Here is a 25566-nt window from a genome sequence, read left to right as displayed (position 1 = left end):
GCGAAGCGAGCCTCGAACCACGAGGATGAAGGGAGACGGGATTCTGCTATTCCGCCGCCACAGCCGCCGTCTTCCCCGTCGGTGCCTTGTCAATCATCGCCCATAGCGGGCGGCGGAACAGGAAGTGGCCATAGCCGTTCCATTGCACCAGCGCGTAGAGAATGACCGGGCCGATAACGCCCGAGATGGTGGTGAGAAGCGAAATCGTGCCGATATCGGTGATGATGCCGGTTTTGAGCAGCACCGTCCGGGCCACCGCCATCGGCAGGAAGAAGGCGAGATAGACGACGATCGAGTGGGCTCCCAGCCAACTCAGCGCCCGATGCAACGGATTCCCCTCAGCCAGCAATGACAGCAGCGCCGATGTCGCCACGATGGCGAATGCGCCCGCAAGGCCGAGCAGGAGCGAGACGATGGGCAACTCGCTCCATCCACCCTGCGCCCCGGCCATGAATGCCTCCGACGTCAGCAGATGCGCAAACGCGGAGGGCGCGGACGTGAACACCAGTCCATATTCGACGAGCGCCCAGGCCGCGAGCCCGGCAAGCCCGATGCGCGGACGCTGGCGTAGCCAGTCCGCGGCGCGGAAGATCGCCGGGGCGAAGGCGTAGCCGGCATAAAAATAAACGAAGCGCCCGCAGAACTCGTCGATCATCACCCATCCCGTATGGATGGGCAGGCTCTCGAGCACCGCCAGCGAGCCGAAGACAAGCCAGACCGGCACCCGCTTCACAAATCGCGTGATGAGGAAAAAGACGGGAAGGATATAAATGAACCAGAGCGTGCCGAACGGTTCGATGAAAGCCAGGAGATAGGCTGAAACAACACCCCGCACGCCTTCTTCGGCGGCAATTCCCGGCGCCTTGAATACGAACTGGATAGTCAGCCACAGTATATAAAAGTAAAGAAAATGGATGACCTTGCGATCTATGTAGCGCCGCCAGGGGCGGTCGATCACCAGGCTGAGGAAAAGCCCGGAAATCAGGAAGAAGTCCGGCATCCGGAAAGGTTTGGCGAAGGCAACGACGTAATGCATCCAGCCTTCTGATTCGGCGGCTTTTTCCACACCTAATGTCGAATGCATCATCACCACGAAAATGATGCACATCCCCTTGGCTATATCGACCCAATCAATCCTTGTCTTCATTTCCGCGCCCGCCATAAAGCATATTTTCCAACCTGAATTATGTTTGTTTATAACAACTTAGTAAAATCGAAGGCTGTACCATTTTTCATTTTCCTGTTGTTAGATTATCCAAATATAGATTTGGAAATACTCTGTGCATTTCTTCCGGTGTGTCCTTGGCGCTACAGCGGGAATCAGACCCGCCGGATATAACGGGCTTCATCGAAGACTGGAGAAACGCCATGAAGATTATGCATTTCATCGCAGCTTCCGCAATCGTGCTTGGTGCGGCGACGTCCGCCAGGGCGGCGGATGCCGTTTACGAAGAGCCGACGCCGGAATACATGCCTCCGGTATTCAGCTGGACCGGCGCTTATCTCGGCGGCCAGGTAGGCTACGGATGGGGCAGGTCCAAGTTCAGCGCCTACGACGAGGACCTGGGGGCCGATAGTAGCACATTGAAGTCCAAGGGCTTCGTCGGCGGCGTTTTTGCCGGTTACAATTGGGAAGCCGGAAATGGTTTCCTTGTCGGCGCCGATGCGGATTTCAACTATGCAAGGGTTAAAAAATCGAACGACGATTTCGATGATGAGGACGGCTATGCAAGTGCGGAAACCAAGCTGGGATGGCTGGGCGCGGTTCGGGGGCGTGTCGGCTACGCGGTCGATCGCTTCCTACCCTATGTGGCGGGTGGTGTCGCCTTCGGCGAAGTCAAGCATAGCTTCGAGGAGATAGACGTTACGGAGCCGGCGCATTACACGGCAGATTTCAAGAAAACCCAGGTCGGCTGGACTGTAGGCGGCGGCGTCGATTATGCCGCTACCGACAACATCTTCCTTCGTCTCGAATATCGCTACACAGATTTGGGAAAGAAAACCTATCATATATCGGATGACTCGTCCTTTAAAACAGACTTCACGATGCACGAAGTCCGCGTCGGCGTTGCCTACAAGTTCTAATCCCTTGTCGTGTAAATACAACGCAAAGGCCCTGCTTCATCGCAGGGCTTTTTTTGCACAAGTATACATTCAGCAATAGATCTTTATATATTTTGGATAAATATATATGAGTTGGATTTTTACGTATTTACAGCGACTTATGTAAAATACAAATATTTTCACATTAAATTTTCTGAAATATATAAAAAATATACTGATGAAGGGCATCATTCTTTATTCTCAAGTGTCTTTCTTGTTACAGACAATACTTGGGAATGGTGCGTATAAGTTCCCCAATTCCACATAATTGAGCCTCTCGAAGACTGGAGAAACACAATGAAAATTATGCATATGATCCTGGTCTCCGCGATCGCCCTCGGCGCGGCGACCGCTGCAAGGGCGGCGGATGTCATCCCGCAGGAACCTGCGCCGCCGGAAGCGTTACCCCCGGCATTCAGCTGGACCGGCGCTTATCTCGGCGGCCAGGTAGGCTACGGATGGGGCAGGTCTAAGTTCAACATCTACGACGAGGACCTGGATGCCGATAATAGCACATTGAAGTCCAAGGGCTTCATCGGCGGCGTTTTTGCCGGTTACAATTGGGAAGCCGGAAATGGTTTTCTCGTCGGTGCCGATGCGGATTTCAACTATGCGAGGGTTAAAAAATCGAACGACGATTTCGATGATGAGGACGGCTATGAAAGTGGGGAAACCAAGCTGGGATGGCTGGGTGCGGTTCGCGGGCGTGTCGGCTACGCGGTTGATCGCTTCCTGCCCTATGTGGCGGGTGGTGTCGCCTTCGGCGAAGTCAAGCATAGCTTCGAGGAGATAGACGTTGCGGAGCCGGCACGCTACACGGCAGATCTCAAGAAGACCCATGTCGGCTGGACTGTAGGCGGCGGCGTCGATTATGCCGCCACCGACAATATCTTCCTTCGTCTCGAATATCGCTACACCGATTTGGGAAAGAAAACCTATCACATATCGGATGAGGATTCCTTTAAAACAGGCTTCAAGATGCACGAAGTCCGCGTCGGCGTTGCCTACAAGTTCTGATCCCCAGCAAGTCGTGCAAGGTCCCGCAGCTATGCGGGATCTTTTGCATGAATTTATATAATCTGCGGATATGTCAGGATAAATTTACAACTAAAGGTTATTTCGTAGCTATATTATTCAGTATAGTGCATTAATTTGCTATTAATGATTAATACGTGGTGCTCTCTAAAATAAATCAAAAATATACCTATAATACTTATTGATTTTAGGCGAGCGTGTCTTTCACGTTACAGACAATTATTGACGAGTATGTGTATAAACCCCGCCATCGACTTTAGTTGGCCTATCCGAGGACTGGAGAACACTATGAAGCTTATGCATTTGATGCTGGCCTCCGCCATTGCGCTTGGCGCGGCGACATCCGCCAGGGCGGCGGATATCATCCCGCAGGAGCCCGCGCCGCCGGAGGCGCTGCCCCCATCATTCTCCTGGACGGGTGCCTATATCGGCGCGCAGGCCGGCCATGCGTGGGCTTACTCTAAGGGGGAGTTTGAGGCGGATGGCGATATTTATTCCCACAAGCTGAGGCCGTCTGGCTGGCTCGGCGGTGTTTATGGCGGCTATAATTTCGACGCCGGGAACGGCTTCGTCTTGGGTGCGGAAGCCGACATCGTCTATGCAGGGGTCAAGAAGGACGAAAGCTTCTATCCCCTTGCTGATCCGACCGACGTGGGCTTTACGCATGAAGCCAGGATGCGCTGGGAAGGTGCGGTTCGCGCCCGCGTCGGCTATGCCGTTGATCGCTTTCTGCCCTATTTTGCCGGTGGTTTCGCCTTCGGCAAGGTCGAGCACGATATCGCGCGTGTGGGGATGGCTTCATACGAAAAGAAACAGACCCGGACCGGCTGGACTGTCGGTGGTGGTGTCGATTACGCCGCCACGGATAATATCCTTCTGCGTCTCGAATATCGCTATGTCGACCTCGGCAAGGAGAGCTTCGATTTTCTCGACAGCGAGTTCGAGAGCAAATTCAAGTCCCATGAGGTGCGCGTCGGCGTCGCCTACAAGTTCTGATCGCCCGTTGCGGCCATCAAAGCAAAGCCCCGCGTTTCATCGCGGGGCTATAATTCATCGAGGTCATATCCGTTCCCAGCGCAGGATCATGCGGTTGAATTTAAAGCGTGAACTGGTCGCCGAGATAAAAGCGCCGCACATCGGGATTGTCGACGATTTCCGCCGGCCGGCCATGGGTGAGCACCTGCCCGGCATGGATGATATAGGCCCGGTCGATGAGCCCCAGCGTCTCGCGCACATTATGGTCGGTGATGAGAACGCCGATGCCGCGGCTGGTCAGATGCCGCACCAGTTGCTGGATATCGGATACGGCGATCGGATCGACGCCCGCGAACGGCTCGTCCAGCAGCATGAAATTTGGCCGCGAGGCAAGCGCGCGGGCGATCTCCAGCCGCCGGCGCTCGCCGCCCGAAAGCGAGAGGGCAGGCGCCTTGCGCAAATGCGCGATATGGAATTCCTCCAGCAGCGCGTCCAGCTCCTGAGCGCGCTTCCGCTTGTCCTTCTCCACGACTTCCAGCACGGCCTTGATATTGTTTTCCACCGAAAGGCCACGGAAGATGGAGGCCTCCTGCGGCAGGTAGCCGATGCCGAGCCGCGACCGGCGGTACATCGGCATGGTGGTGACGTCGAAGCCGTCGATCTCGATGCTGCCGCTGTCTGCTGGGACGAGTCCCGTCACCATGTAGAAACAGGTGGTCTTGCCCGCGCCATTGGGGCCAAGGATGCCCACCGCCTCGCCGGCCCTGACGCCGAAGGACACGCCGTTGACGACCTGCCTGCCGCGATAGCTCTTCGTCAGGCCGCGCGCGACGAGCGTTCCCTTGAGGCGTGAAAGATCGCCCGTGGGGGCCATGCGGGGCGCCTCGGAAATATCGGTTGCCGGTGCCGGAGGCGCGTGAACCTCTCCGTCGCCTTCAACATTGGTGCGCGAGAAAACTGGCAAAACTGACACTATCGACTCTATTACTCGGGCTAGTTTCGTTTTGCGCCGGCGGCTTTGCCTTGCTCTTGCGCGCTTTTTGGTGTGAGGATGATCGACACCCGGCCTTCCTGACCCTTGCAGCTTTCAAGGAACGCCTTGCCGGTGCCGGTATTGGCAATCAGCTTGCAGCCGGTCGCGACATTGTCGCCATCCGAAAGCACCACCTTCTTGCCCGTCAGCGTCATGGTCTGCGACTTGGCGTCATAGGTGCCGGCGTCGCCGGTCGCGATCTGCGTACCCGACTTGAGGTACACTTTATCGCTGACTTCCAGATGATCGATGCCGGCGGCGCCGAGGCCTCCCGCTTGCGCGGGAGTGGCGCCCTTGCTGTTCTTGCCGCCCGACTGCCCCTGCTTGTCGTCGGATTTGTTGAAAAAGACCGTCATCTTGCCGGACTTGAGCACCGTCTCGCCCTGCACGACCGAGACATTGCCGGTGAAGATGGCCATGCCGTCCTTGTCGCGCATCTCAAGCTTGTCCGCATTGATCTGCACGGGGTCCTTGCTGTCGGAGAGACTGAGATTGCCGAAGGGAGCGCCCTGCTGCTGTTGCTGCTGGGCAAGCGCCGGTACCGAAAGCAATGCCGCCGCGGCGCAAAAAGCCATGGCCGCCCCGAACTGGGGAAGTTTCAACCGGAAATCATCAAGTGCCATCATTCTGCGCTGCATTCCCATATCCCCTAAAAAGTAACCGGCAGCGCCGATGTTCGCTCTTTAAAGCCGCGTCAAGGCGGCGATGCCCTCAGCCGTCATTCCCCGAAGCCGAAACAGCGCTCTTTTGCTCTTTCGCCGGGTCTATGACAAGCCTTACCTTGTCTTCGAACACCATCACCTTGCCATTATCGCGAATCTGCATCTTGTCAGCCGAGATATGCGCATTGCCGTTCTGAATATCAACGGGCTGGTCGGTGGTGATCTGCCCGCTTGAAATATTGACGTCCGCTGATTTCAGCTTCGCCGTCAATCCGCCGGTCGTTGTAACCGTAAAATCCTTATCGAGTTGCAAACGCCCGTTTGCATTGTCGTAGACGCCGGAGGTCGCCTCGATGTTGGCGCGCTGGTCCGCGCCGAGGGGAAGCTCCGCGTCGATATTCTCAAGGTTGATCACGCCGGTCTTGGAAACGTCCTGCGTCGCCTTGGACGCCGTCATCGTGTAAGGACGGTTGTCCTTGGTGAACCCGTCGAGCGTCGGGTTGGTCATGACAAGCTTGCCGTCCTGCATGTTCGTCGCCCCGGCCTCGACCTTGATCGGGCCGGAGGGCGCTGCAAGGAAGGTGAACCAGGAGAAGACGCCCGCAATGGCGACGGCGGCGATGGGAAGCACGGTTTTCAGCACCCGGACCCTGCCGGAATGGCGTTGCGCCGCATGGAAAACCGCGGCGTTCTTCTCGGAAGCGCCGAAATCCATCCGGACACCCGTCCCGCGGCTCGGGGCCGTGTTTGCCCCCCAGTTATAGCTGTTCTTTTGCGCGCTCATATGTTTTCTAAGTTCGTCTTGTTGATCGATCCGGGCCGCAGCAGCGTCCCTTGCTCAGTCAATATGGTTATTTTGGGATACAATAACAAATATACGCTAACCGATTCTTGTCCCCGGCACCAAATGGCAGGCAATTCTTCACGATTTCCTGCAACCGTTTGTTTCCGGAAACCGTTTATAGCAGCCGCGGCTCTGCGCAACAATGATTAGGATATAGCATGGCACAATCCGCTGAGGAAATCATCGACCGGCGCCGGCTGCGCCGCAAGCTCACCTTCTGGCGGATCGTGTCGCTGCTTGTGGCGGCGCTGGGCGCCGGCGCGCTCACCTGGTTTACCGGCGAGTTCGACGGGCGCAAGGAGCCGCATATCGCCCAAGTGAAGATCGAAGGGCCGATCCAGGAGGACAGCGAGCTGCTCGAGCGGCTCAAGGAGATCGCCGAAAGCGACGCGGTCAAGGGTGTGATCGTCACGGTGGACTCGCCGGGAGGCACGACCGCCGGCGGCGAATCGATTTTCGATGCCTTGCGCAAGATCGCGGAGAAAAAGCCCGTCGTCGCCCAGGTCGGCACGCTTGCCGCTTCCGCCGGCTATATGATCGCCAGCGCCGCCGACCATATCGTGGCGCGGAAGACCTCCATCGTCGGCTCCATCGGCGTGCTGTTCCAATATCCCGACGTGACGCAGCTTCTGAACAAGCTCGGCATCAAGATGGAGGCGATCAAGTCGACCCCGCTCAAGGCGGAGCCGAACCCCTTCACCCCCGCCAGCGAGGAAGCGAAGGCCATGATCCGTAATGTCATCATGGATTCCTACCAATGGTTCATCGATCTGGTCCAAAGCCGCCGCCCGCTCGACCATGCGCAGGTCGTCGCCCTCGCTGACGGGGCGGTCTATACCGGTCGCCAGGCGCTTCAGAAGAAGCTCGTCGATCAGCTGGGCGGCGAGGACGAAGCGGTCGAATGGCTGAAAACCAAGGGCGTGAACGAGAAGCTCAAGGTCATCGAGTGGAAAAAGAAGGAATCGGAAGGCTTCTTCTCCGCGCATTCCGCCGCCCGGCTGCTTGCGCGTGTCCTTGGGATTCCGGAGGAAAGCGGCAGCCTTTTGCAGGAACTGGGCGGAAAGCGCCTGCTTCAGCCCGGTCTCCTGTCAAGCTGGCAGGTGGAGGCGGCTCCGGCAGACGGTCAATAAGCTGTTGAATATCAAGGTTTCTGCGCATACTAATATTGAAACCGGGGTGAAAAGAGAGATCGACCGCCATGATCAAGTCCGAGCTTGTGCAGATCATCGCCAGCCGTAATCCGCATCTCTTTCAACGCGACGTCGAAAATATCGTTGGCGCTGTGTTCGACGAAATCAGCAATGCGCTTGCCGAAGGCAACCGCGTGGAGCTGCGCGGCTTCGGCGCCTTCTCCGTGAAAAACCGTCCCGCCCGCAGCGGCCGCAACCCCCGCACCGGCGAGGCGGTGGAGGTGGAGGAAAAGTGGGTGCCGTTCTTCAAGACGGGCAAGGAACTGCGCGACCGCCTCAACGCATCGACCGAAAAGTAAAGGCATTCCCCGCAGCCGGGCGGAATGCTTGGAATGCGCGGGTGCGGTGGAACAACATGACAAACCGTTTCGTCACCATCATCATCCTCGTGCCACTGGCCATCGTGCTCGTCGCGCTGTCGGTCGCCAATCGTGAGATGGTGACCCTGACGCTCGATCCGTTCAATCCCGGCAATCCGGCCCTCTCCTGGTCGGCGCCGCTCTTCGTCTGGCTGTTCGGCGCGCTGATTGCCGGCCTCATTCTGGGAAGCGCCGCGACGTGGGTTCGCCAGGGCAAGCACCGCAAGCGCGCCCGGGAGAGCAAGGCGGAGGCGGATCGGTTGCGGCGGGAGGTGGAGACGAACCTCGGCGCTACACCCCCCTCTGGGCTGCCGCCCATCTCCCCCACAAGGGGGGAGATCAGCTGATACGAACCTCGCGGTTCATTCTCCAACGTTGACGATTGATGCCAGCATTGTTGAAGGCGTAATCTCCCCCCTTGTGGGGAGATGCCCGGCAGGGCAGAGGGGGTATTGTCCCGCCGGCGTTTCCGATAAAAGCGCACCGCCCATACAGATATAGACCACATAGAAAGCATCCCGGTTGAAAACACCGAAACGAAAAGACAAGCGGCAGCGGCCGGAAGGTGAGGTTATGAAAACCGCCCGCCCGCAACGCGCCGTTGAAGAAAGACCAGCGCGTCCGGCAGCGGAGCCCGCGCGCCCGCGTGTTCTCAGGCGCCGCGAAGGCACGCGTCCGGACGAGAAGCTGCCGCTCGTCCTCGAGACCGAGCCATCGGCGGATTACGCGCTGCTCGATAGCGGCAATGGACAGAAGCTCGAGCAATACGGACCCTACCGCATCGTACGCCCCGAGGGGCAAGCGATCTGGCTTCCGGCGTGGAGCGAGGCGGAATGGGCGAAGGCCGATGCGGTTTTCACTGGCAATACCGACGAAGAGGGCATGGGCCGCTGGCACTTTCCCCGAACCCCGCTCGGCGAAACCTGGCCCATGGCCTATGAAGGCATTCCGTTTCTGGGCCGCTTCACCTCCTTCCGCCATGTCGGCGTCTTCCCCGAGCAAGCCTCGCACTGGTCCTATATGGACAGGCTCATCCGCGAAGCCGGGCGCCCCGTGCGGGTGCTGAACCTTTTCGGCTATACCGGCCTTGCCTCGCTCGTCGCCGCGCGGGCAGGCGCGGAGGTCACCCATGTCGACGCCTCGAAGAAGGCCATCCTCTGGGCGCGCGAGAATCAGGAAATGGCGGGCCTGTCGGACAAGCCGATTCGCTGGATCTGCGATGACGCGGTCAAGTTCGCCGCCCGCGAGGAGCGCCGCGACAGCCGCTACGACATCATCCTGCTCGACCCGCCCGCCTATGGCCGCGGGCCGAATGGCGAGGTCTGGCAATTGTTCGACGATCTGCCCGGCATGGTCGATCTCTGCCGCTCGATCCTGACGCCGAATCCGCTGGCTGTGGTGCTGACCGCCTATTCGATCCGCGCCTCCTTCTTCGCCATCCACGAGCTGATGCGCGAAGCCTTCACCGGGCTTGGCGGAACGGTGGAATCGGGCGAACTCATCCTGCGCGAACGCTCCGCCGGGCGCGCGCTTTCCACATCGCTTTTCAGCCGCTGGGTGGCGTGAATGACGGGTCAAGATAATTTCCCAAAGACAGGCAAGGTGAAGGAAGTCACCAGCCTGACCAACCCGATCATCAAGGATCTGCGCGCGCTTTCAGTGAAGAAATTCCGCGACCAGCAGGGCGTTTTCCTCGCGGAAGGCTTGAAGCTCGTCATCGACGCGCTCGACCTCGGCTGGCGCATCCGCACGCTGGTCTTCGCCAAGTCCGGCAAGGGCAACAGCTTGGTCGAACAGGTCGCCGCGCGCACGGTCGCCAAGGGCGGGCTGGTGCTGGAAGTGAGCGAAAAAATCATCTCGGCCATCACAAGGCGCGACAATCCGCAAATGGTCGTCGGCTGTTTCGAGCAGAAATACCAGCCGCTCGGGAGCCTCAAGCCGCAGGGCGACGACGTCTATATCGCGCTCGACCGGGTGCGCGACCCCGGCAATCTCGGCACCATCATCCGCACCGCCGACGCGGCGGGGGCGAAGGGCGTCATCCTCATCGGCGACACCACCGATCCCTTCTCCATCGAGACGGTGCGGGCGACGATGGGCTCCGTCTTCGCCATGCCGCTTTACCGCGCGAGCGAGGCGGAGTTCCTCGCCTGGCGCAAGGGTTTTCGCGGTCTTGTCGTCGGCACGCATCTGAAGGGCGCGGTCGATTACCGCCGCATCCCCTATGCCGGCAAGCCGGTCATCCTGATGATGGGCAATGAGCAGCAGGGCTTGCCCGAAAGCCTTGCTTCTGCCTGCGACCGTCTTGCCCGCATTCCGCAGGCCGGGCGCGCGGATTCGCTCAACCTCGCCATCGCAACCGGCGTGATGCTGTTCGAGATCCGGCGCGAGGCGCTTGTGCTCGACGAAAGGGTGGATGGGAAATGAGCCGGAAATCCATGGTTCTGAATGTCTTCGTGGTGGCTCTCGCCGTCCTTCTCGACCAGCTGATCAAATATTGGGTCGAAGCGGGCATGGATTATCACCAGCAGATCGATCTTCTGCCCTTCCTCGCCCTGTTCCGCACCCATAATGACGGCATCGCCTTTTCCATGCTGTCCTCGATGGGCGACACCGGCCTCATCGCCATGACGGCGCTGGTCGTCGCCTTCGTGCTTTATCTGTGGTGGACGAGCGGCCCGGAAAAGCGCCTCTCCCGCTTCGGCTTCGCGCTCATCGTCGGCGGGGCGCTGGGGAACCTTATCGATCGCAGCCTGCACGGCTATGTCATCGACTATGTGCTGTTCCACACCCCCACATGGTCCTTCGCGGTCTTCAACCTCGCCGATACGTTCATCACCATCGGCGCCGGGCTCATCATCCTCGATGAACTCATCGGCTGGAAAAGCAACGCGCGATAGTTATCCAATTTCCGCAATTTGAGGCAAGCCCGGGTCCGTTGGCTTCATCGGCAAGCCGGTGGGCCCGGATGAGTTTGCTCGCGATATTGTGATGCAAGCGGCGCGCGACATGCTGAAGACAAGCCGGAGCTTTCGCCTAACCTATTGAATCTGCGAAGCGGACGGGTGCGAAGCCATATTCACGACACCTTGTTGTCATCGTGATGTAGCAGTCTTCCGCTATCAGTGATTCAGCGTTGAATCGGCTCGCTGTATTTTTACCGGAAGCCCGGCGAATACAGCTGGCTGGTTCTATTTTTCTGCTTTTGCTTCACCTTATCTTTGGAAAAAGGTGAAATATGTTCACTGGGAGAAGACCGTCATGAGCGCATTGCTTGGAATTTCCCGGCAAATGGTTAAAGATGCAGGCATGTCGAGCATCGAGGCACACACGGCTCTTTTCACCCCACCAGATGACGCCAGCGTTCTGGGACGCATGGGCTCGCTGGAGGTCAGGCTTGCGCAGTCGGCAGCAGAAATCGCCGCAGCGCAGGAATTGCGATTCAAGGTTTTCTTCGACGGCCATGACACGAAGCACGAAAGCGCGGCGCACGAAAGCGCGGCGGCGCTCGAAGAGCGCGACGCAGACCGGTTCGATGCCACCTGCGATCATCTCCTCGTCTACGACACCGCCATTGCGGAGCCGGAGCACCGGCAGATTGTCGGCACCTATCGGTTGATGCGCGGCGAGAAGGCGCGTGCGGCCGATGGCTTCTATTCCGCCGGGGAATATGATGTTGACCGGCTGACGCTGGCCAAGCCAGACCTCAACTTCCTCGAACTCGGGCGCTCCTGCGTCAAGCCGGAATACCGCTCCAAGCGGACGGTGGAACTGCTCTGGCAGGGCATCTGGGCCTATTGCCGCCGCCACCGCATCGACGTTATGTTCGGCTGCGCCTCGTTCTCAGGCACAATTCCTGCCGCCCACGCACTGGCCCTGTCGTTCCTCCACCACAATTGCCGCGCCACTGCCGAGTGGGACGTGCCTGCGCTGCCGCAGCATTACCATCCGATGGATCTGATGCCGCTGGAGGCGATCAATCCCAAGGTGGCGCTGTTCTCCATGCCGCCGCTCATCAAGGGTTATCTGCGCCTCGGCGCGATGATCGGCGACGGCGCCGTGGTGGACCATGCCTTCGGCAGCACGGATGTGTTCATCATCCTGCCGGTGTCGCACATCTCGAGCCGGTATATCACGTACTATGGGGCGGAAGCAGACCGGTTTATGTGAAACGCAACGCCCCTCCTTCCCCCTTGCGGGGAAGGTGCCCGCGTTAGCGGGCGGATGGGGGTGGTGACGTTTGTGCTATGCTGGATATCTTGGCGTAAACGTCACCACCCCCACCCGACCCTTCGGGCCACCCTCCCCGCAAGGGGAAGGGACCGGGCTAGTTCTTCGCCGCCAACCCCTTCAGCCTATACAGCGCATCCATCGCCTCGCGCGGCGTCATCTCATCCGGATTGAGCGCCAGTACGGCCTCGCTCAACGCGTCATTGCTTTTCTGCGGTTTCGGCGGCTCGCGCTTCACCTCGACCGAGAACAGCGGCAGGTCGTCGATCAGCTTCTCCGCCTTGCCTGAGGTCTCGCCCGCTTCGAGCTGGTGCAACACGTCGCGCGCTCTCTCGACCACCGCTTCCGGCAGTCCGGCGAGGCGGGCCACCTGCACGCCATAGGAGCGGTCGGCGGCGCCCTTCGCCACCTCATGCAGAAACACCACGTCGCCATCCCATTCCTTGACGCGCATGGTGACGTTGGCCAGTCGCGCAAGCTTTTCCGAAAGCGCCGTCATCTCGTGAAAATGGGTGGCGAACAGCGCGCGGCAGCGGTTCTTTTCATGCAGATATTCAACCGACGCCCAGGCGATGGAAAGCCCGTCGAAGGTGGCGGTGCCGCGTCCGATTTCATCGAGGATGACGAGAGACCGCTCGCCCGCTTGATTAAGGATCGCGGCGGTTTCGACCATTTCCACCATGAAGGTCGAGCGGCCGCGCGCCAGGTCGTCCGATGCGCCGACGCGGCTGAAAAGCCGGTCCACCACGCCGATATGCGCTGATCCTGCCGGGACGAAAGAACCCATCTGCGCGAGAATAGCGATGAGCGCGTTCTGGCGGAGAAACGTCGATTTACCCCCCATGTTGGGGCCGGTCAGAAGCCAGATCGCGCCGTGTTTTGCGCCACTTTGCGGGGAGAGGTCGCAATCATTGGCGACGAACGGGTTGGCCGCCTGGCGGCGCAGCGCCTGCTCCACCACCGGATGCCGCCCGGCGACGATGTTGAAGGCGAGGCTGTTATCGACCATGGGACGGCAATAGCCCTGCTCCTCGGCAAGACATGCCAGCGCGGAGGAGACGTCGAGCACCGCCAGCGCCGCAGCGCCCGCGCGGATCGCCTCGGCATGGGTGACCGTTTCGCTGGTCAACTCGTCGAAAACGGCAAGCTCGATGACGAGCGCGCGGTCGGCGGCATTGGCGATTTTCGTTTCCAGTTCCGCCAGTTCCGTGGTGGTGAAGCGCATCGCGCTTGCCATGGTCTGGCGATGGATGAACCGACCCTTTGCCTCCGCGCTGCCCGTCATGGTTTCCTGATGGCTGGCGGGCACCTCGATGAAATAGCCCAGCACATTATTGTGCTTGATCTTCAGCGACTTGATGCCGGTCTCGTCCATATAGCGGGCCTGCAGCCCGGCGATGATCCGACGCGACTGGTCGCGCAAATCCCGCATTTCGTCGAGTTCGGCAGTGTATCCGGCCCGCACGAACCCGCCATCACGCTTCAGCAACGGCAGTTCGTCGCCAAGCGAACGGTCGAGATGTTCAGCATAATCCCATGGCAGGCGGGCGATGGCTTCACAGGCTTCGGCCACTTCCTCCGGCAGCGTGCGGCCCGCGAAGAGTTGTCCAATGCCTCGCGCCGCTTCCAGTCCGCGCCGCAAGGCGTCGAGATCGCGCGGGCCGCCGCGTCCCACGGCAAGGCGCGACAGCGCGCGCGGCATGTCGGGCACGCCCTTCAGTTCCACTCGCAGGCCGTCTGCCAGTTGTTGCTCATGAAGGAAGAAGGCAACCGAATCCTGCCGCTGGGCGATGGCGCCGGCATCGGTCAGCGGCGCGGTCAGCCGCTCGGCGAGAAGCCGCGCTCCGCCGCCCGTCACCGTGCGGTCGATGGCTTTCAGCAGGCTGCCGTCGCGGTTGCCGGAAAGGGTGCGTGTCAGTTCCAGGTTGGCGCGTGTCGCTGGATCGATGAAGAGCGAGGAGCCCTCCCGCTCGCGCTCCGGCCGCATCAAAGGCGGGCGTTCGGATATCTGCGTCTTCTCAATATAGGCGATGGCGCCGGATATGGCCGAAAGCTCGCCGCGCGAGAACTGCCCGAAGCCGTCGAGCGCCGCCACGGCGAAATAGCGTTTGATGCGCGCCTCTGCCGTGGCGCTGTCGAAAAGGCTCGCCGGCTGCGGCGTCACCGCCCGGCCGATGATATCGAAAACGGAACGAAGTTCCGGATCGTGGAACGCCGGTTCCGCGACGATCAGTTCACGCGGATCGACGCGCATGATGTCGGCGAGCAGCCGATCCGGGGAGGTTTCCGAAACGCGGAAGGTGCCGGTCGAAATATCGATCCAGGCGAGCGCCATACTGCCTTCGTCCGAGCCCCGGACGCGCCCCAGCGTCATCAAATAATTCGCCTCGGACGGGTCGAGCAGCTTTTCCTCGGTGATCGTGCCGGGGGTGACGAGGCGGATGACATCGCGCCGCACCACCGATTTCGAGCCGCGCTTCTTCGCCTCCGCAGGATCCTCCACCTGCTCGCAGACGGCGACGCGATAGCCCTTGGCGATCAGCTTCTGCAAATAATCGTCGGCGGCATGGACCGGCACGCCGCACATCGGGATATCCTCGCCCAGATGCTTGCCGCGCCGGGTGAGCGTAATGCCCAGCGCCCGCGAGGCTTCCACGGCGTCGTTGAAGAACAGCTCGTAGAAATCGCCCATGCGGTAGAACAGGAGCGAACCCTCGTTCGCCGCCTTGATCTCGATATATTGCTCCATCATCGGCGTCAGGCGCACGCCCGCGTCGTAGCTGTCCGCGCCGGTCTCGGCGCCATCGGTGAATTGCGGCAGGTCGTTCAACGTGTATTCCCGGATTGTGGTCGAGGTTTCGAGACGAATACCTATTACGTCTCGCGCGGTTTACACATGCTCCGACTAGCGGTATCGAACTTTTCTCCACAGAACAACAGACCGGAGGGAACATGCCCGTCGATACGTCCAATGCTGGGAGCCGCAGCGCCCCCTCCGTTACCGAGCAGGAAGCGCTCGAATTTCATGCGCAAGGCCGCCCCGGCAAGCTGGAAATCAACCCGACCAAGCCCATGGCGACGCAGCGCGATCTGTCGCTCGCCTATTCACCCGGCGTCGCGGTTCCGGTGAAGGCGATCGCAGAAGACCCCGCCCGTGCCTATGACTATACCGCCAAGGGCAATCTGGTCGCGGTCATCTCCAACGGCACGGCGATCCTCGGCCTCGGCAATCTCGGCGCGCTGGCGTCCAAGCCCGTCATGGAAGGCAAGGCGGTGCTGTTCAAGCGCTTCGCCGATGTCGATTCCATCGATCTGGAAGTCGACACCACCGATATCGACGCCTTCGTCAATGCCGTGCGCTATTTGGGCCCCTCCTTCGGCGGCATCAATCTGGAGGACATCAAGGCCCCGGACTGCTTCATCATTGAAAGCCGCCTGCGCGAATTGATGGACATTCCCGTCTTCCATGACGACCAGCACGGCACGGCGATCATCGCGGTGGCTGGCCTCATCAATGCGCTGCATCTGACGGGCCGCGACATGAAGACGACGAAGCTCGTCTGCAACGGCGCGGGCGCTGCCGGAATCGCCTGCATCGAACTCGTCAAGGCGATGGGCTTTGCGCCTGAAAACGTCATCCTCTGCGACACCAAGGGCGTCGTCTATCAGGGCCGCGAGGAGGGGATGAACCAGTGGAAATCCGCCCATGCGGTGGAAACCTCCAAGCGCACGCTTGCCGAGGCCATGGACGGCGCGGATGTCTTCTTCGGCGTCTCCGCCAAGGGCGCGCTGACGGAGGACATGGTGCGCTCCATGGCGCCCAATCCCATCATCTTCGCCATGGCCAATCCCGACCCTGAGATCACGCCGGAAGAAGTGGCGCGCATCCGCTCCGACGCGATCATGGCGACGGGCCGCTCGGACTATCCGAACCAGGTCAACAATGTGCTGGGCTTCCCCTATATCTTCCGTGGTGCGCTCGACGTGCGCGCCACGACGATCAACGAGGACATGAAGGTCGCCGCCGCTAACGCGCTTGCCGAATTGGCGCGTGAGGACGTGCCCGACGATGTCGCCGCCGCCTATCAGGGTAACCGCCCGCGCTTCGGCCCGAACTACATCATCCCCGTGCCGTTCGATCCGCGTTTGATCTCCGCCATTCCGGTGGCAGTGGCCAAGGCGGCGATGGAAACGGGCGTCGCCGGCAAGCCCATCGCCAATCTCGAAGCCTATGCGCGCGAGCTATCCGCCCGCCGCGACCCCATCGCCTCGACGTTGCAGGGCATTTACGACCGTGTGCGCCGCCAGCCGAAGCGCATTGTCTTTGCCGAAGGCGAGGAGGAGCAGGTCATGCGCGCCGCCGTCTCCTATGCCAACCAGCGGCTCGGCACGGCCATCCTTCTGGGCCGCGAGGACCGCATCCGCGAGACGGCGCAAAATGCCGGCGTCGATCTTGTCAAGGCGGGGATCGAGATAATCAATGCAAGGCTTTCCAGCCGTAACACGGTCTACGCCGATTATCTCTATGAGCGGCTGCAGCGGAAGGGCTATCTCTTCCGCGACTGCCACCGCATCATCAACAACGACCGCAACCATTTCGCCGCCTGCATGGTGGCGCTGGGCGATGCCGACGGCATGGTGACGGGCGTCACCCGCAATTACGCCACCGGCATCGAGGATGTGCGCCGCGTCATCGACGCCAAGCCGGGCCACCGGGTGATTGGCGTCTCCATCGCGCTCTGTCGAGGCCGCACGGTGTTCGTCGCCGATACGGCGGTGCATGAAATGCCTGACGCCGAGGAGCTTGCCGATATCGCCGAGGAAGCGGCGGGCATGGCGCGGCGCATGGGCTATGTGCCGCGCGTGGCGCTGCTGGCCTATTCCACCTTCGGCCATATGGGCGGCGAGCGCTCGGAGCGCATTCAGGAGGCGGTGAAGGTCCTCGACAAGCGCCGCGTCGATTTCGAGTATGACGGTGAGATGAGCGCCGATGTGGCGCTGAACCCGGCGCTGATGGAGCAATATCCTTTCATCCGCCTATCGGGCCCGGCAAACGTCCTCGTCATGCCCGCCTTCCACTCCGCTTCGATCTCTACCAAGATGCTGCAGGAACTGGGCGGCTCCACCGTCATCGGCCCGCTCCTCGTCGGCCTCGACAAGCCGGTGCAGATCGTCTCGTTGGGCGCGAAGGATTCGGACATCGTGAATATGGCAGCGATAGCGGCGTATAACGCGACGACGTGAGGGTTGCCGTCTCCCTCCTCTTGCGGGGAGGGAGACACGTAGCATCGGGTGAGGGGAGGGGACTGCGGTGACAATACTGAGGGCTTTGTTCATCTTCCTAATGCTTATCATTCCCGCGATGGCTATGGATCGCGAACAGCTAATAGCTGGTCTTTCGGTATTTGACGATGGAGCCGATGCGCAACGTCTGGAAGACAAGATTGCTGAACTGATAGAGAAAGGCGATGAGAACGGACTTAAAAATCTAGGTGAGCAAATCAGGGAAAAAGACGGCCCGCTCCTTGAGGGGATACTGGCGCTATCCCTTTCCGCCGACGTTACCAAGATCGCCTCGTCCATGACGCCATGTCGTCATGCGAATATTGCAATTAGGTTGATTGCTCTCATGATTTCAAATGGCATCGCCAAACCGGTCATCAGGAGCGGCATTATTATGATCGACGGCACCAAAATGGATAGTGATTTCGCTAACTATATGTGGATGTGCAAGAATATATCTAGATTGCCGCCGCATGAACCCAGAATAGGTTCCAGATGTATAATGACGGGAGCAGGCTGCCAGGACGACCCTGATATGAATTAATAACAGCCAGCGACATCACCACTTAACTGAGATCATCCCCATACCCACTCCCCCCAAAACGCGCTATAGGGGGCGACCGTCCCATTGGTAGAACCCTTCATGAGCGCGTCGGACCTGAAACTTGGTGAAATCGTCAATGGCGAGAAGCTCCGCCGGCGGCTGGATGCGCTCGCAAAGGAGGCGGACGGGCAGGCCCTGCGCGGGCAGGTGCTTCAGGCGCTGAAAGAGACGCTGGCGAGCGGACGGTCCGCTGCCGAGGCGATGCTGATGAAGGATGGCGGCGGCAGGCGTTGCGCCATCCGCCTTTGCCATCTGATGGATGTCATCATCGAAACGCTCTACGATTTCGCCATCGCGCACGTCTATCCGGTCACCAATCCGTCCAAGGCCGAGCGCATGTGTATTGCCGCAGTCGGGGGTTATGGGCGCGGTGCGCTGGCGCCCGGCTCCGATATCGATCTCCTGTTTCTTCTGCCCTACAAGCAAACGCCATGGGGCGAGCAGGTGGTGGAATATGTCCTCTACATGCTCTGGGACCTTGGCCTGAAGGTCGGCCACGCCACCCGCAATATCGACGAAACCATCCGCCTCTCGCGTGAGGACATGACCATCCGCACCGCTGTGCTCGAAGCACGCTTCCTGTGCGGCAGCCGCGAGCTGTTCGACGAGATGGAGCGCCGTTTCGGTGAGGAGGTGGTCAAGGGCACGGCGCCGCAATTCATCCAGGCCAAGCTCGCCGAGCGCGACGTTCGCCACCGCAAGACCGGCGAGACGCGCTATCTGGTCGAGCCGAACGTCAAGGAAGGCAAGGGCGGCCAGCGCGACCTGCACACCCTGTTCTGGATCGCCAAATATTTCTACCGCGTCCGCACCAGCGAGGAACTGGTGAAGGCGGGAGTCCTGTCACGCGAAGAGCACAAGCTCTTCATGAAAGCGGAGGATTTTCTCTGGGCGGTGCGCTGCCACATGCATTTTTTGACCGGCAAGGCGGAGGAGCGGCTTTCCTTCGATATTCAGCGCGAGATCGCCAGCCGCTTGGGCTATACGTCACATCCCGGCCTCCACGACGTAGAGCGCTTCATGAAGCACTATTTCCTCGTCGCCAAGGATGTCGGCGATTTGACGCGCATCATCTGTGCGGCGCTGGAAGAGGAGCAGGCCAAGCACGTCCCCGGCTTCAACCGCATCTTCCTCACCTTCTCACGCCGCAAGCGCAAGCTGGCCGGGACGAAGGATTTCATCGCAGACAATCACCGCATCAATATCGCCGATGAGGGCGTGTTCGAACGCGATCCCGTCAATATCATCCGGCTGTTCCATCTGGCCGACAGACACGGGCTCGAATTCCACCCGCAGGCGATGCAGCAGATCACCCGCTCGCTGAAGCTCGTCAATGCGGATTTGCGTGAGAATCCGGAAGCCAACCGGTTGTTCCTCGAAATCCTGACTTCACCGCGCAATCCGGAACTGATCCTGCGGCGCATGAACGAATCCGGTGTGCTGGGCAAATTCATCCCCGACTTCGGCAAGATCGTTGCGATGATGCAGTTCAACATGTATCATCACTATACCGTGGACGAGCATCTATTGCGCTGCATCGCCATTCTCTCGGACATCGAGCATGGCGAACTGGAGCAGGAGCACCCGCTCTCCAACTCGCTGATGCCGGCGCTGAAGAAGGACCGCCATCTCCTCTATATCGCGCTGCTGCTGCATGACATCGCCAAGGGCCGCCCGGAGGACCATTCCGCCGCAGGCGCCCGCATCGCCCGCAGGCTCTGCCCGCGCTTCGGCCTCTCTCCTGCTGAAACCGAGACCGTGGCCTGGCTGGTGCAGGAGCATCTGACCATGAGCATGGTTGCGCAGTCGCGCGATTTGAACGACCGAAAGACCATCGAGGATTTCGCCGCCACGGTGCAGACGCTCGAGCGGCTGAAACTGCTGCTGATCCTCACGGTCTGCGATATCAGGGCGGTCGGCCCCGGCGTCTGGAACGGCTGGAAAGGCCAGTTGCTGCGCACACTCTTCTACGAAACCGAGTTGCTCCTGACCGGTGGCTTTTCGGAAGTTTCGCGCAAGAACCGCCTGGAGCAGGCCCGGGGAGAGCTTGCGACGGCGCTGGGCCAGTGGCCCGACGAGGAGCGCGAGAATTACCTCAACCTGCACTATCAGAATTATTTCCTGACGGTGAGCCTCGAAGACCAGCTCCGTCACGCCGATTTCATCCGCGAGGCGGATGCGGCGGGCAGACAGCTGGCGACGATGGTGGAACCGCGCGCCTTCGAGGCGGTGACGGAAATCACCGTGCTCTCCCCCGACCATCCGCGCCTGCTCTCTGTCATAGCCGGGGCCTGCGCCGCGGCGGGGGGGAATATCGTCGATGCGCAGATCTTCACCACCAGCGACGGGCGCGCGCTCGACACCATCCTCATCAACCGCGAATTCGAGACTGATGGCGATGAGAAACGGCGCGCGGAGCGGGTCGGCAAGCTGATCGAGGACGTGCTTTCGGGCCGCTCTCATCTGCCCGACATGCTCGCCAAGCGCACCAAGCCGAAGCGCGCCGCCAAGGCCTTCCGCGTCGAGCCGCGCGTGGAGATCGACAACAAGCTCTCGAACAAGTTTACGGTTATTGAAGTCGAAGGGCTTGACCGGCCCGGCCTTCTGTCCGAACTGACGGGCGTGATTTCCGGCCTCTCCCTCGACATCGCCTCGGCGCACATCACCACCTTCGGCGAGAAGGTGATCGATACCTTCTATGTCACCGATCTGGTGGGCCACAAGGTTTCCAACCCTGCGCGGCAGGGCAATATAAGGCGCAAGCTGCTGGCGATTTTCGGCAAGGAAGAAACGCATGCAAGAAGCACCAGCCGCGCGCACCAGGCGGCGGAATAGAGACAAAGCAGTATGATCAAAATGCATCGCTACGGTGATGAGAACACCCCCCTCTGCCCTGCCGGCCATCTCCCCCACAAGGGGGGAGACCGGCTGACACAACGCTCCGCCCTTATCCTGCTACGTCTGCGATTGGTGCCTGACGTTTATAAAGGCGTAATCTCCCCCCCTGTGGGGGAGATGCCCGGCAGGGCAGAGGGGGGTGAATTACGTAGCAGAAAAGGCTCCCACCCATGAGCCTCGTCAAGAAATTCGCCACCGTCGCGTCCGGCACGCTTGCCAGCCGCATCTTCGGCTTCACGCGCGAAATGCTGATGGCGGCGGCGCTGGGGACCGGGCCGGTAGCAGATGCGTTCAACGCGGCGTTCCGTTTCCCGAACACCTTCCGCCGCCTCTTTGCCGAGGGCGCGTTCAACTCCGCCTTCGTGCCGCTCTTTGCCAAGGAGATCGAGAAGAACGGGCTCGACGGCGCAAGGCGCTTTTCGGAGGAAGTCTTCGGGGTCCTCTTCACGGTGCTCGTTGTCCTCACCATTGTCATGGAACTCTCCATGCCGCTGCTGGTGCGCTATGTGATCGCGCCGGGCTTTATCGACGATCCCCAGAAATTTGAAGGAACGATCCGGCTCGCGACCATCATGTTCCCCTATCTCGCCTGCATGTCGCTGGCGGCGATGATGAGCGGGATGCTGAATTCGCTCCACCGCTATTTCGCGGCGGCGATTGCGCCCATATTCCTCAATATCATCCTCATCGGCGTTCTCGCTCATGCCTGGTATGAGGGCCATGACGCGATGAGGGTCGGCATCGAGCTTTCCTGGGGCGTCATGGCGGCGGGCCTCGTCCAGCTTGCGATCGTCTGGATGGCTGTGAGGAATGCCGGCATGAAGATCGGCTTCCGCCGTCCGCGCTTCACGCCCAACGTCAAGCGTCTGCTCATTCTGGCGCTGCCCGCGGCGATTACCGGCGGCATCACCCAGATCAACCTCCTGATCAACACAAACATCGCCTCAGGACAGGATGGGGCGGTTTCCTCGCTCGTCTATGCCGACCGCGTCTATCAGCTTCCGCTCGGCGTGGTGGGTATTGCCGTGGCGACCGTTCTCCTACCCGAACTCGCGCGCGCCTTGCGTGGGGGGAATTTGAAGGAAGCGGCGAATTTACAGAACCGCTCGGTCGAGTTCACGCTGTTCCTGACGCTGCCCGCAGCGGCTGCACTGCTCGTCATGTCCGAGCCGATCGTGCGGCTTCTCTACGAGCGCGGCGAGTTTTCGCCTCATGCAACCAGCGTCGTCGCCGGGATTCTCGCGATCTACGGGCTCGGCCTTCCCGCCTTCGTCCTTATCAAGGCGTTCATCCCCGGCTTCTTCGCCCGCGAGGACACGCGCACGCCGATGATCTTCGCCGGCATATCCGTGATTGTGAACGTCTCGCTGGCGCTGACGCTATTCCCGCTCTATTCGGCGCCAGGCATCGCGATTGCCGAAATCGTCGCAGGCTGGGTCAACGCCATCCTGCTCTTCTCAACGCTCGTCTGGCGCGGGCATTGGGGACGGGACATTCCATTGCTCACCCGCATTCCGCGCCTGGTTTTGGCGGCGGCGGTCATGGCGGGCGGTCTTTACTTCGCCACCACGCGCTTCGATTATCTGCTCGCCCATGGCGTTCCGTTCCTCGTGCGGGCGGCGACGCTGGCCGTGCTCGTGGTGGCGGGCGCGGCGGTCTATTTCGCCCTTGCCTTCGGGCTTGGCGGAGCAGATGCCGGCATGATCAGGCGAAGCCTGAAGCGCAAGGGCAAGCAACCAAAGTGATTCCGCTTGATCGGGGCGCACCGCTCTGCCAAAACGCCGCAACAATCGTTCCCTCCACAGGCGGAAGCATCATGGATACGTTCAAACCGCTCGTCTTCTCCGGCATCCAGCCCACGGGAAATCTGCATCTGGGCAATTATCTGGGCGCGATCAAGCGGTGGCTCGATTTGCAGGACAGCCATGAGTGCATCTATTGTGTCGTGGACATGCACGCCCTGACGGTCAATCCCGATCCGGCGGAACTGATGCAATCGACGCGCGAGGTGACGGCGGCATTCCTGGCTTCCGGAATCGATCCCAGGAAGAGCATCGTCTTCAACCAGAGCCGCGTGCGCCAGCATGCCGAGCTCGCCTGGGTGTTCAACTGCGTGGCGCGCATGGGCTGGATGAGCCGCATGACGCAGTTCAAGGACAAGGCGGGCAAGGACCGCGAAAACGCTTCACTCGGCCTCTTCGCCTATCCAAGCCTGATGGCCGCCGATATTCTGCTTTATCGTGCGACGCATGTTCCTGTCGGCGAGGACCAGAAGCAGCATCTGGAACTGACCCGCGATGTCGCGCAGAAGTTCAACAATGATTATTCGGACCGGATCGCAAAGCTCGGCATCGGCGTCGAGATGCAGGTTGGCGACGAGACGGTTTCCGGCTTCTTCCCGCTGACCGAGCCGATGATTTCGGGCCCCGCCATGCGCATCATGTCGCTGCGCGACGGGACCAAGAAAATGTCGAAATCCGATCCTTCGGACCTCTCCCGCATCAATCTCGTCGACGATGCCGAGACGATCGCCAAGAAGATTCGCAAGGCGAAGACCGACCCGGAGGCATTACCATCAGATGTGGAAGGACTCTCGGGCCGTCCGGAGGCGGACAATCTCGTCGGCATCTTCGCCGCACTTTTGGGCACGGACAAGGAAGCCGTCATCCGCGATTTCGGCGGCAGGCAGTTCTCCGATTTCAAGCCGGCGCTTGCCGATCTTGCCGTCGCCAAGCTCTCGCCGATCACATCCGAAATGCGCCGCATCTCCGCCGATCAGTCCTATGTGGATTCGGTGCTGAAAGATGGCGGCGAACGGGCGGGCGCTCAGGCGGAAGAAACCATGCGCCACGTGCGCGACATCATCGGCTTCCTGCAAGACGCATGATCCCGAAAAGTTGCAGACTTTTCGGACAAGAACATGCGTATGAAATATGCCTCCTTGCAGGTTTCGCCGCGCGATGACACATTGACGCCATGGTTTCAAAACGTCTCAGCCGGGAAGCCGGACACCGCCGCAAATTTCTTGCCGTCATCGACGAAACGCCGGAGTGCGAGCGTGCGGTGGCTTATGCCGCGCGCCGCGCCAAGAATACCGGCGGTTCGCTCGTCTTCCTGTTCGTGATCGATTCGGCGGATTTCCAGCATTTCCTGGGCGTGGGCGAGATCATGCGCGCCGAGGCGGAAGAGCGGGCGCATGGCGCGCTCAACAAATTCGCCGCGAAAGTGCGCGAGGAGCAGGGGCTCGAACCGGAGCTCGTCCTGCGCGAAGGGCAGACCGCCGAGGAAATCCACACGCTTATCGAGGACGACCAGGATATCGCCATCCTCGTGCTCGCCGCTGGCGCCGGCAATGAAGGGCCAGGGCCGCTGGTGCAGTCGATTGCCGGGCGCGGCGCGGCTTTTCCCATCCCCGTCACCGTGGTGCCGCACAACTTGACCGACGAAGACATTGATGCGGTGGCGTGACGCGCCTATATACCTCACGCAAACTTCATTGTCCGAAGCATTGCCGGGCTTAAGGGATGGCCTTATTTTAGCCCTGTTTCAGGAACGAGCCGCGGGAGAAAGCCAGTGTTCATCCAGACCGAGACCACGCCCAATCCGGCGACCTTGAAGTTCCTGCCCGGCAAGGTGGTCATGCCGGAAGGCACGGCCGATTTCCGCGATGCGGACGCGGCAAGCAGCACTTCGCCGCTTGCTGCGAAGCTCTTCGCCATTCCCGGCGTGACGGGCGTCTTTTTCGGCTATGATTTCATCACCATCACCAAGGACGGCCCGGACTGGCAGCATCTGAAGCCCGCAATCCTCGGCACGATCATGGAGCATCTGATGGCCGGCTCGCCGGTCATGGCAGTTCAGGACAATGCCTCCGACCATGGCGAAGGCGAGTTCTTCGACGAGGCTGATATCGAGATCGTCGATACGATCAAGGAATTGCTCGAAACCCGCGTCCGCCCCGCCGTGGCGCAGGACGGCGGCGACATCACCTTCCGCGGCTTCGAGAAGGATACCGGCACCGTCTATCTCAACATGAAGGGCGCCTGCTCCGGCTGTCCGTCCTCGACGGCGACGCTGAAGCACGGCATCCAGAACCTTCTGCGCCATTTCGTTCCGGAAGTGCAGCACGTCGAGGCGGTTTGAACCGCTGGTGTCTGTCGAACTCAACTGAAGCGCTGACAGAAATGACGCCTGGTCCAGCCGTCATCCTCGGGCTTGTCCCGAGGATCTGCCATAAGAAAAAGATAAGCGATTACCGTCCTGGCAGAGTAGGCCACGGTACATCGTCGACCGTGAAGAATCTCAATTCTACGCGGCGGCTGATTTTGTGCCGATGGGCAGCGCAGCCAT

General features: G+C 60.4%; 22 protein-coding genes. 17 read left to right on the top strand and 5 right to left on the bottom strand.

What is annotated here, in order from left to right:
• Positions 1-46: 46 nt before the first annotated feature.
• On the bottom strand, positions 47-1147 hold the full coding sequence (locus tag IEX53_RS07715; RefSeq protein ID WP_236016090.1) for an acyltransferase family protein: 1101 nt from the start codon (positions 1145-1147) through the stop codon (positions 47-49).
• Between the two features lie 221 nt (positions 1148-1368).
• On the opposite strand from IEX53_RS07715, the gene IEX53_RS07710 reads away from it, so the two are divergent.
• The 3 genes from IEX53_RS07710 (at position 1369) to IEX53_RS07700 (ending at position 4134) form a co-directional block, all read left to right on the top strand.
• Positions 1369-2085 (top strand): outer membrane protein, encoded by a 717-nt coding sequence (locus tag IEX53_RS07710; RefSeq protein WP_188823081.1) that lies wholly within the window; start codon positions 1369-1371, stop codon positions 2083-2085.
• A 315-nt stretch (positions 2086-2400) separates the two neighbouring features.
• Positions 2401-3120: an outer membrane protein gene (locus IEX53_RS07705; protein WP_188823079.1), complete on the top strand. Its 720-nt coding sequence runs from the start codon at positions 2401-2403 to the stop codon at positions 3118-3120.
• 306 nt (positions 3121-3426) lie between these two features.
• Positions 3427-4134 carry an outer membrane protein gene (locus IEX53_RS07700; RefSeq protein ID WP_188823077.1) on the top strand — a complete coding sequence of 236 codons (708 nt, stop codon included), beginning with the start codon at positions 3427-3429 and terminating at the stop codon, positions 4132-4134.
• 100 nt (positions 4135-4234) lie between these two features.
• On the opposite strand, the gene lptB is transcribed toward IEX53_RS07700, so the two are convergent.
• From lptB to lptC, 3 genes are all read right to left on the bottom strand, one after another.
• Positions 4235-4987: an LPS export ABC transporter ATP-binding protein gene (lptB, locus tag IEX53_RS07695; RefSeq protein ID WP_188823076.1), complete on the bottom strand. Its 753-nt coding sequence runs from the start codon at positions 4985-4987 to the stop codon at positions 4235-4237.
• Between the two features lie 119 nt (positions 4988-5106).
• A complete protein-coding gene (locus tag IEX53_RS07690) occupies positions 5107-5721 on the bottom strand; it encodes an LptA/OstA family protein (protein ID WP_373288612.1) in 615 nt (204 codons plus the stop codon).
• 136 nt (positions 5722-5857) lie between these two features.
• Positions 5858-6592 (bottom strand): LPS export ABC transporter periplasmic protein LptC, encoded by a 735-nt coding sequence (gene lptC, locus IEX53_RS07685; RefSeq protein ID WP_236016088.1) that lies wholly within the window; start codon positions 6590-6592, stop codon positions 5858-5860.
• A gap of 218 nt (positions 6593-6810) precedes the next feature.
• Here lptC and sppA point away from each other — a divergent pair, with 218 nt between their 5' ends.
• The 7 genes from sppA to olsB all read left to right on the top strand — a co-directional run bounded on the left by sppA (position 6811) and on the right by olsB (position 12371).
• Positions 6811-7782, top strand: a complete 972-nt coding sequence (gene sppA, locus IEX53_RS07680) for a signal peptide peptidase SppA (RefSeq protein WP_188823074.1) — start codon at positions 6811-6813, stop codon at positions 7780-7782.
• Positions 7783-7850: 68 nt separating this feature from the next.
• Positions 7851-8141: an integration host factor subunit beta gene (locus IEX53_RS07675; protein WP_188823072.1), complete on the top strand. Its 291-nt coding sequence runs from the start codon at positions 7851-7853 to the stop codon at positions 8139-8141.
• Positions 8142-8197: 56 nt separating this feature from the next.
• The gene (locus IEX53_RS07670) at positions 8198-8548 is read left to right on the top strand and encodes a LapA family protein (protein ID WP_188823070.1); all 351 of its coding nucleotides are present in this window, start codon (positions 8198-8200) and stop codon (positions 8546-8548) included.
• 226 nt (positions 8549-8774) lie between these two features.
• Entirely contained in the window at positions 8775-9767 is a 993-nt protein-coding gene (locus IEX53_RS07665; protein WP_188823068.1) for an RsmD family RNA methyltransferase, read from the top strand.
• Entirely contained in the window at positions 9768-10628 is an 861-nt protein-coding gene (locus tag IEX53_RS07660) for a TrmH family RNA methyltransferase (RefSeq protein ID WP_188823066.1), read from the top strand. It begins immediately after the preceding gene.
• A complete protein-coding gene (gene lspA, locus IEX53_RS07655) occupies positions 10625-11101 on the top strand; it encodes a signal peptidase II (RefSeq protein WP_188823064.1) in 477 nt (158 codons plus the stop codon). The genes IEX53_RS07660 and lspA overlap by 4 nt, the downstream gene beginning before the upstream one ends.
• 361 nt (positions 11102-11462) lie before the next feature.
• Positions 11463-12371 carry a l-ornithine N(alpha)-acyltransferase gene (gene olsB / locus IEX53_RS07650; protein WP_188823063.1) on the top strand — a complete coding sequence of 303 codons (909 nt, stop codon included), beginning with the start codon at positions 11463-11465 and terminating at the stop codon, positions 12369-12371.
• A gap of 157 nt (positions 12372-12528) precedes the next feature.
• On the opposite strand, the gene mutS is transcribed toward olsB, so the two are convergent.
• Complete coding sequence (gene mutS / locus IEX53_RS07645) at positions 12529-15183, bottom strand: DNA mismatch repair protein MutS (protein WP_188823489.1); 2655 nt, start codon at positions 15181-15183, stop codon at positions 12529-12531.
• Positions 15184-15383: 200 nt separating this feature from the next.
• Between mutS and IEX53_RS07640 the strand changes: the two genes are divergently transcribed.
• From IEX53_RS07640 to IEX53_RS07610, 7 genes are all read left to right on the top strand, one after another.
• Positions 15384-17675: an NADP-dependent malic enzyme gene (locus IEX53_RS07640; RefSeq protein ID WP_188823061.1), complete on the top strand. Its 2292-nt coding sequence runs from the start codon at positions 15384-15386 to the stop codon at positions 17673-17675.
• Positions 17676-17742: 67 nt separating this feature from the next.
• Positions 17743-18258: a hypothetical protein gene (locus IEX53_RS07635; RefSeq protein WP_236016087.1), complete on the top strand. Its 516-nt coding sequence runs from the start codon at positions 17743-17745 to the stop codon at positions 18256-18258.
• Between the two features lie 99 nt (positions 18259-18357).
• Entirely contained in the window at positions 18358-21153 is a 2796-nt protein-coding gene (locus IEX53_RS07630) for a [protein-PII] uridylyltransferase (protein WP_188823058.1), read from the top strand.
• Between the two features lie 233 nt (positions 21154-21386).
• The gene (murJ, locus tag IEX53_RS07625) at positions 21387-22961 is read left to right on the top strand and encodes a murein biosynthesis integral membrane protein MurJ (RefSeq protein ID WP_188823057.1); all 1575 of its coding nucleotides are present in this window, start codon (positions 21387-21389) and stop codon (positions 22959-22961) included.
• A gap of 71 nt (positions 22962-23032) precedes the next feature.
• Positions 23033-24103 (top strand): tryptophan--tRNA ligase, encoded by a 1071-nt coding sequence (gene trpS / locus IEX53_RS07620; RefSeq protein WP_188823055.1) that lies wholly within the window; start codon positions 23033-23035, stop codon positions 24101-24103.
• An 89-nt stretch (positions 24104-24192) separates the two neighbouring features.
• Entirely contained in the window at positions 24193-24684 is a 492-nt protein-coding gene (locus tag IEX53_RS07615) for a universal stress protein (protein WP_188823053.1), read from the top strand.
• 105 nt (positions 24685-24789) lie between these two features.
• The gene (locus IEX53_RS07610; RefSeq protein WP_188823051.1) at positions 24790-25359 is read left to right on the top strand and encodes a NifU family protein; all 570 of its coding nucleotides are present in this window, start codon (positions 24790-24792) and stop codon (positions 25357-25359) included.
• Positions 25360-25566 lie beyond the last annotated feature (207 nt).

The organism is Paramesorhizobium endophyticum, from assembly GCF_014640615.1.
Taxonomy (GTDB): domain Bacteria; phylum Pseudomonadota; class Alphaproteobacteria; order Rhizobiales; family Rhizobiaceae; genus Paramesorhizobium; species Paramesorhizobium endophyticum.
This window is presented reverse-complemented; position numbering and strand designations above follow the sequence as displayed.

Coding starts and splice junctions, on each gene's coding strand:
- IEX53_RS07660 (WP_188823066.1), top strand. CDS start 9,768: ATGACGGGTCAAGATAATTTCCCAAAGACAGGCAAGGTGAAGGAAGTC.
- IEX53_RS07640 (WP_188823061.1), top strand. CDS start 15,384: ATGCCCGTCGATACGTCCAATGCTGGGAGCCGCAGCGCCCCCTCCGTT.
- IEX53_RS07705 (WP_188823079.1), top strand. CDS start 2,401: ATGAAAATTATGCATATGATCCTGGTCTCCGCGATCGCCCTCGGCGCG.
- IEX53_RS07670 (WP_188823070.1), top strand. CDS start 8,198: ATGACAAACCGTTTCGTCACCATCATCATCCTCGTGCCACTGGCCATC.
- IEX53_RS07710 (WP_188823081.1), top strand. CDS start 1,369: ATGAAGATTATGCATTTCATCGCAGCTTCCGCAATCGTGCTTGGTGCG.
- IEX53_RS07715 (WP_236016090.1), bottom strand. CDS start 1,147: ATGAAGACAAGGATTGATTGGGTCGATATAGCCAAGGGGATGTGCATC.
- lspA (WP_188823064.1), top strand. CDS start 10,625: ATGAGCCGGAAATCCATGGTTCTGAATGTCTTCGTGGTGGCTCTCGCC.
- trpS (WP_188823055.1), top strand. CDS start 23,033: ATGGATACGTTCAAACCGCTCGTCTTCTCCGGCATCCAGCCCACGGGA.
- IEX53_RS07665 (WP_188823068.1), top strand. CDS start 8,775: ATGAAAACCGCCCGCCCGCAACGCGCCGTTGAAGAAAGACCAGCGCGT.
- IEX53_RS07700 (WP_188823077.1), top strand. CDS start 3,427: ATGAAGCTTATGCATTTGATGCTGGCCTCCGCCATTGCGCTTGGCGCG.
- lptB (WP_188823076.1), bottom strand. CDS start 4,987: ATGGCCCCCACGGGCGATCTTTCACGCCTCAAGGGAACGCTCGTCGCG.
- IEX53_RS07615 (WP_188823053.1), top strand. CDS start 24,193: ATGGTTTCAAAACGTCTCAGCCGGGAAGCCGGACACCGCCGCAAATTT.
- sppA (WP_188823074.1), top strand. CDS start 6,811: ATGGCACAATCCGCTGAGGAAATCATCGACCGGCGCCGGCTGCGCCGC.
- lptC (WP_236016088.1), bottom strand. CDS start 6,592: ATGAGCGCGCAAAAGAACAGCTATAACTGGGGGGCAAACACGGCCCCG.
- murJ (WP_188823057.1), top strand. CDS start 21,387: ATGAGCCTCGTCAAGAAATTCGCCACCGTCGCGTCCGGCACGCTTGCC.
- IEX53_RS07690 (WP_373288612.1), bottom strand. CDS start 5,721: ATGGCTTTTTGCGCCGCGGCGGCATTGCTTTCGGTACCGGCGCTTGCC.
- olsB (WP_188823063.1), top strand. CDS start 11,463: ATGAGCGCATTGCTTGGAATTTCCCGGCAAATGGTTAAAGATGCAGGC.
- IEX53_RS07675 (WP_188823072.1), top strand. CDS start 7,851: ATGATCAAGTCCGAGCTTGTGCAGATCATCGCCAGCCGTAATCCGCAT.
- mutS (WP_188823489.1), bottom strand. CDS start 15,183: ATGATGGAGCAATATATCGAGATCAAGGCGGCGAACGAGGGTTCGCTC.
- IEX53_RS07630 (WP_188823058.1), top strand. CDS start 18,358: ATGAGCGCGTCGGACCTGAAACTTGGTGAAATCGTCAATGGCGAGAAG.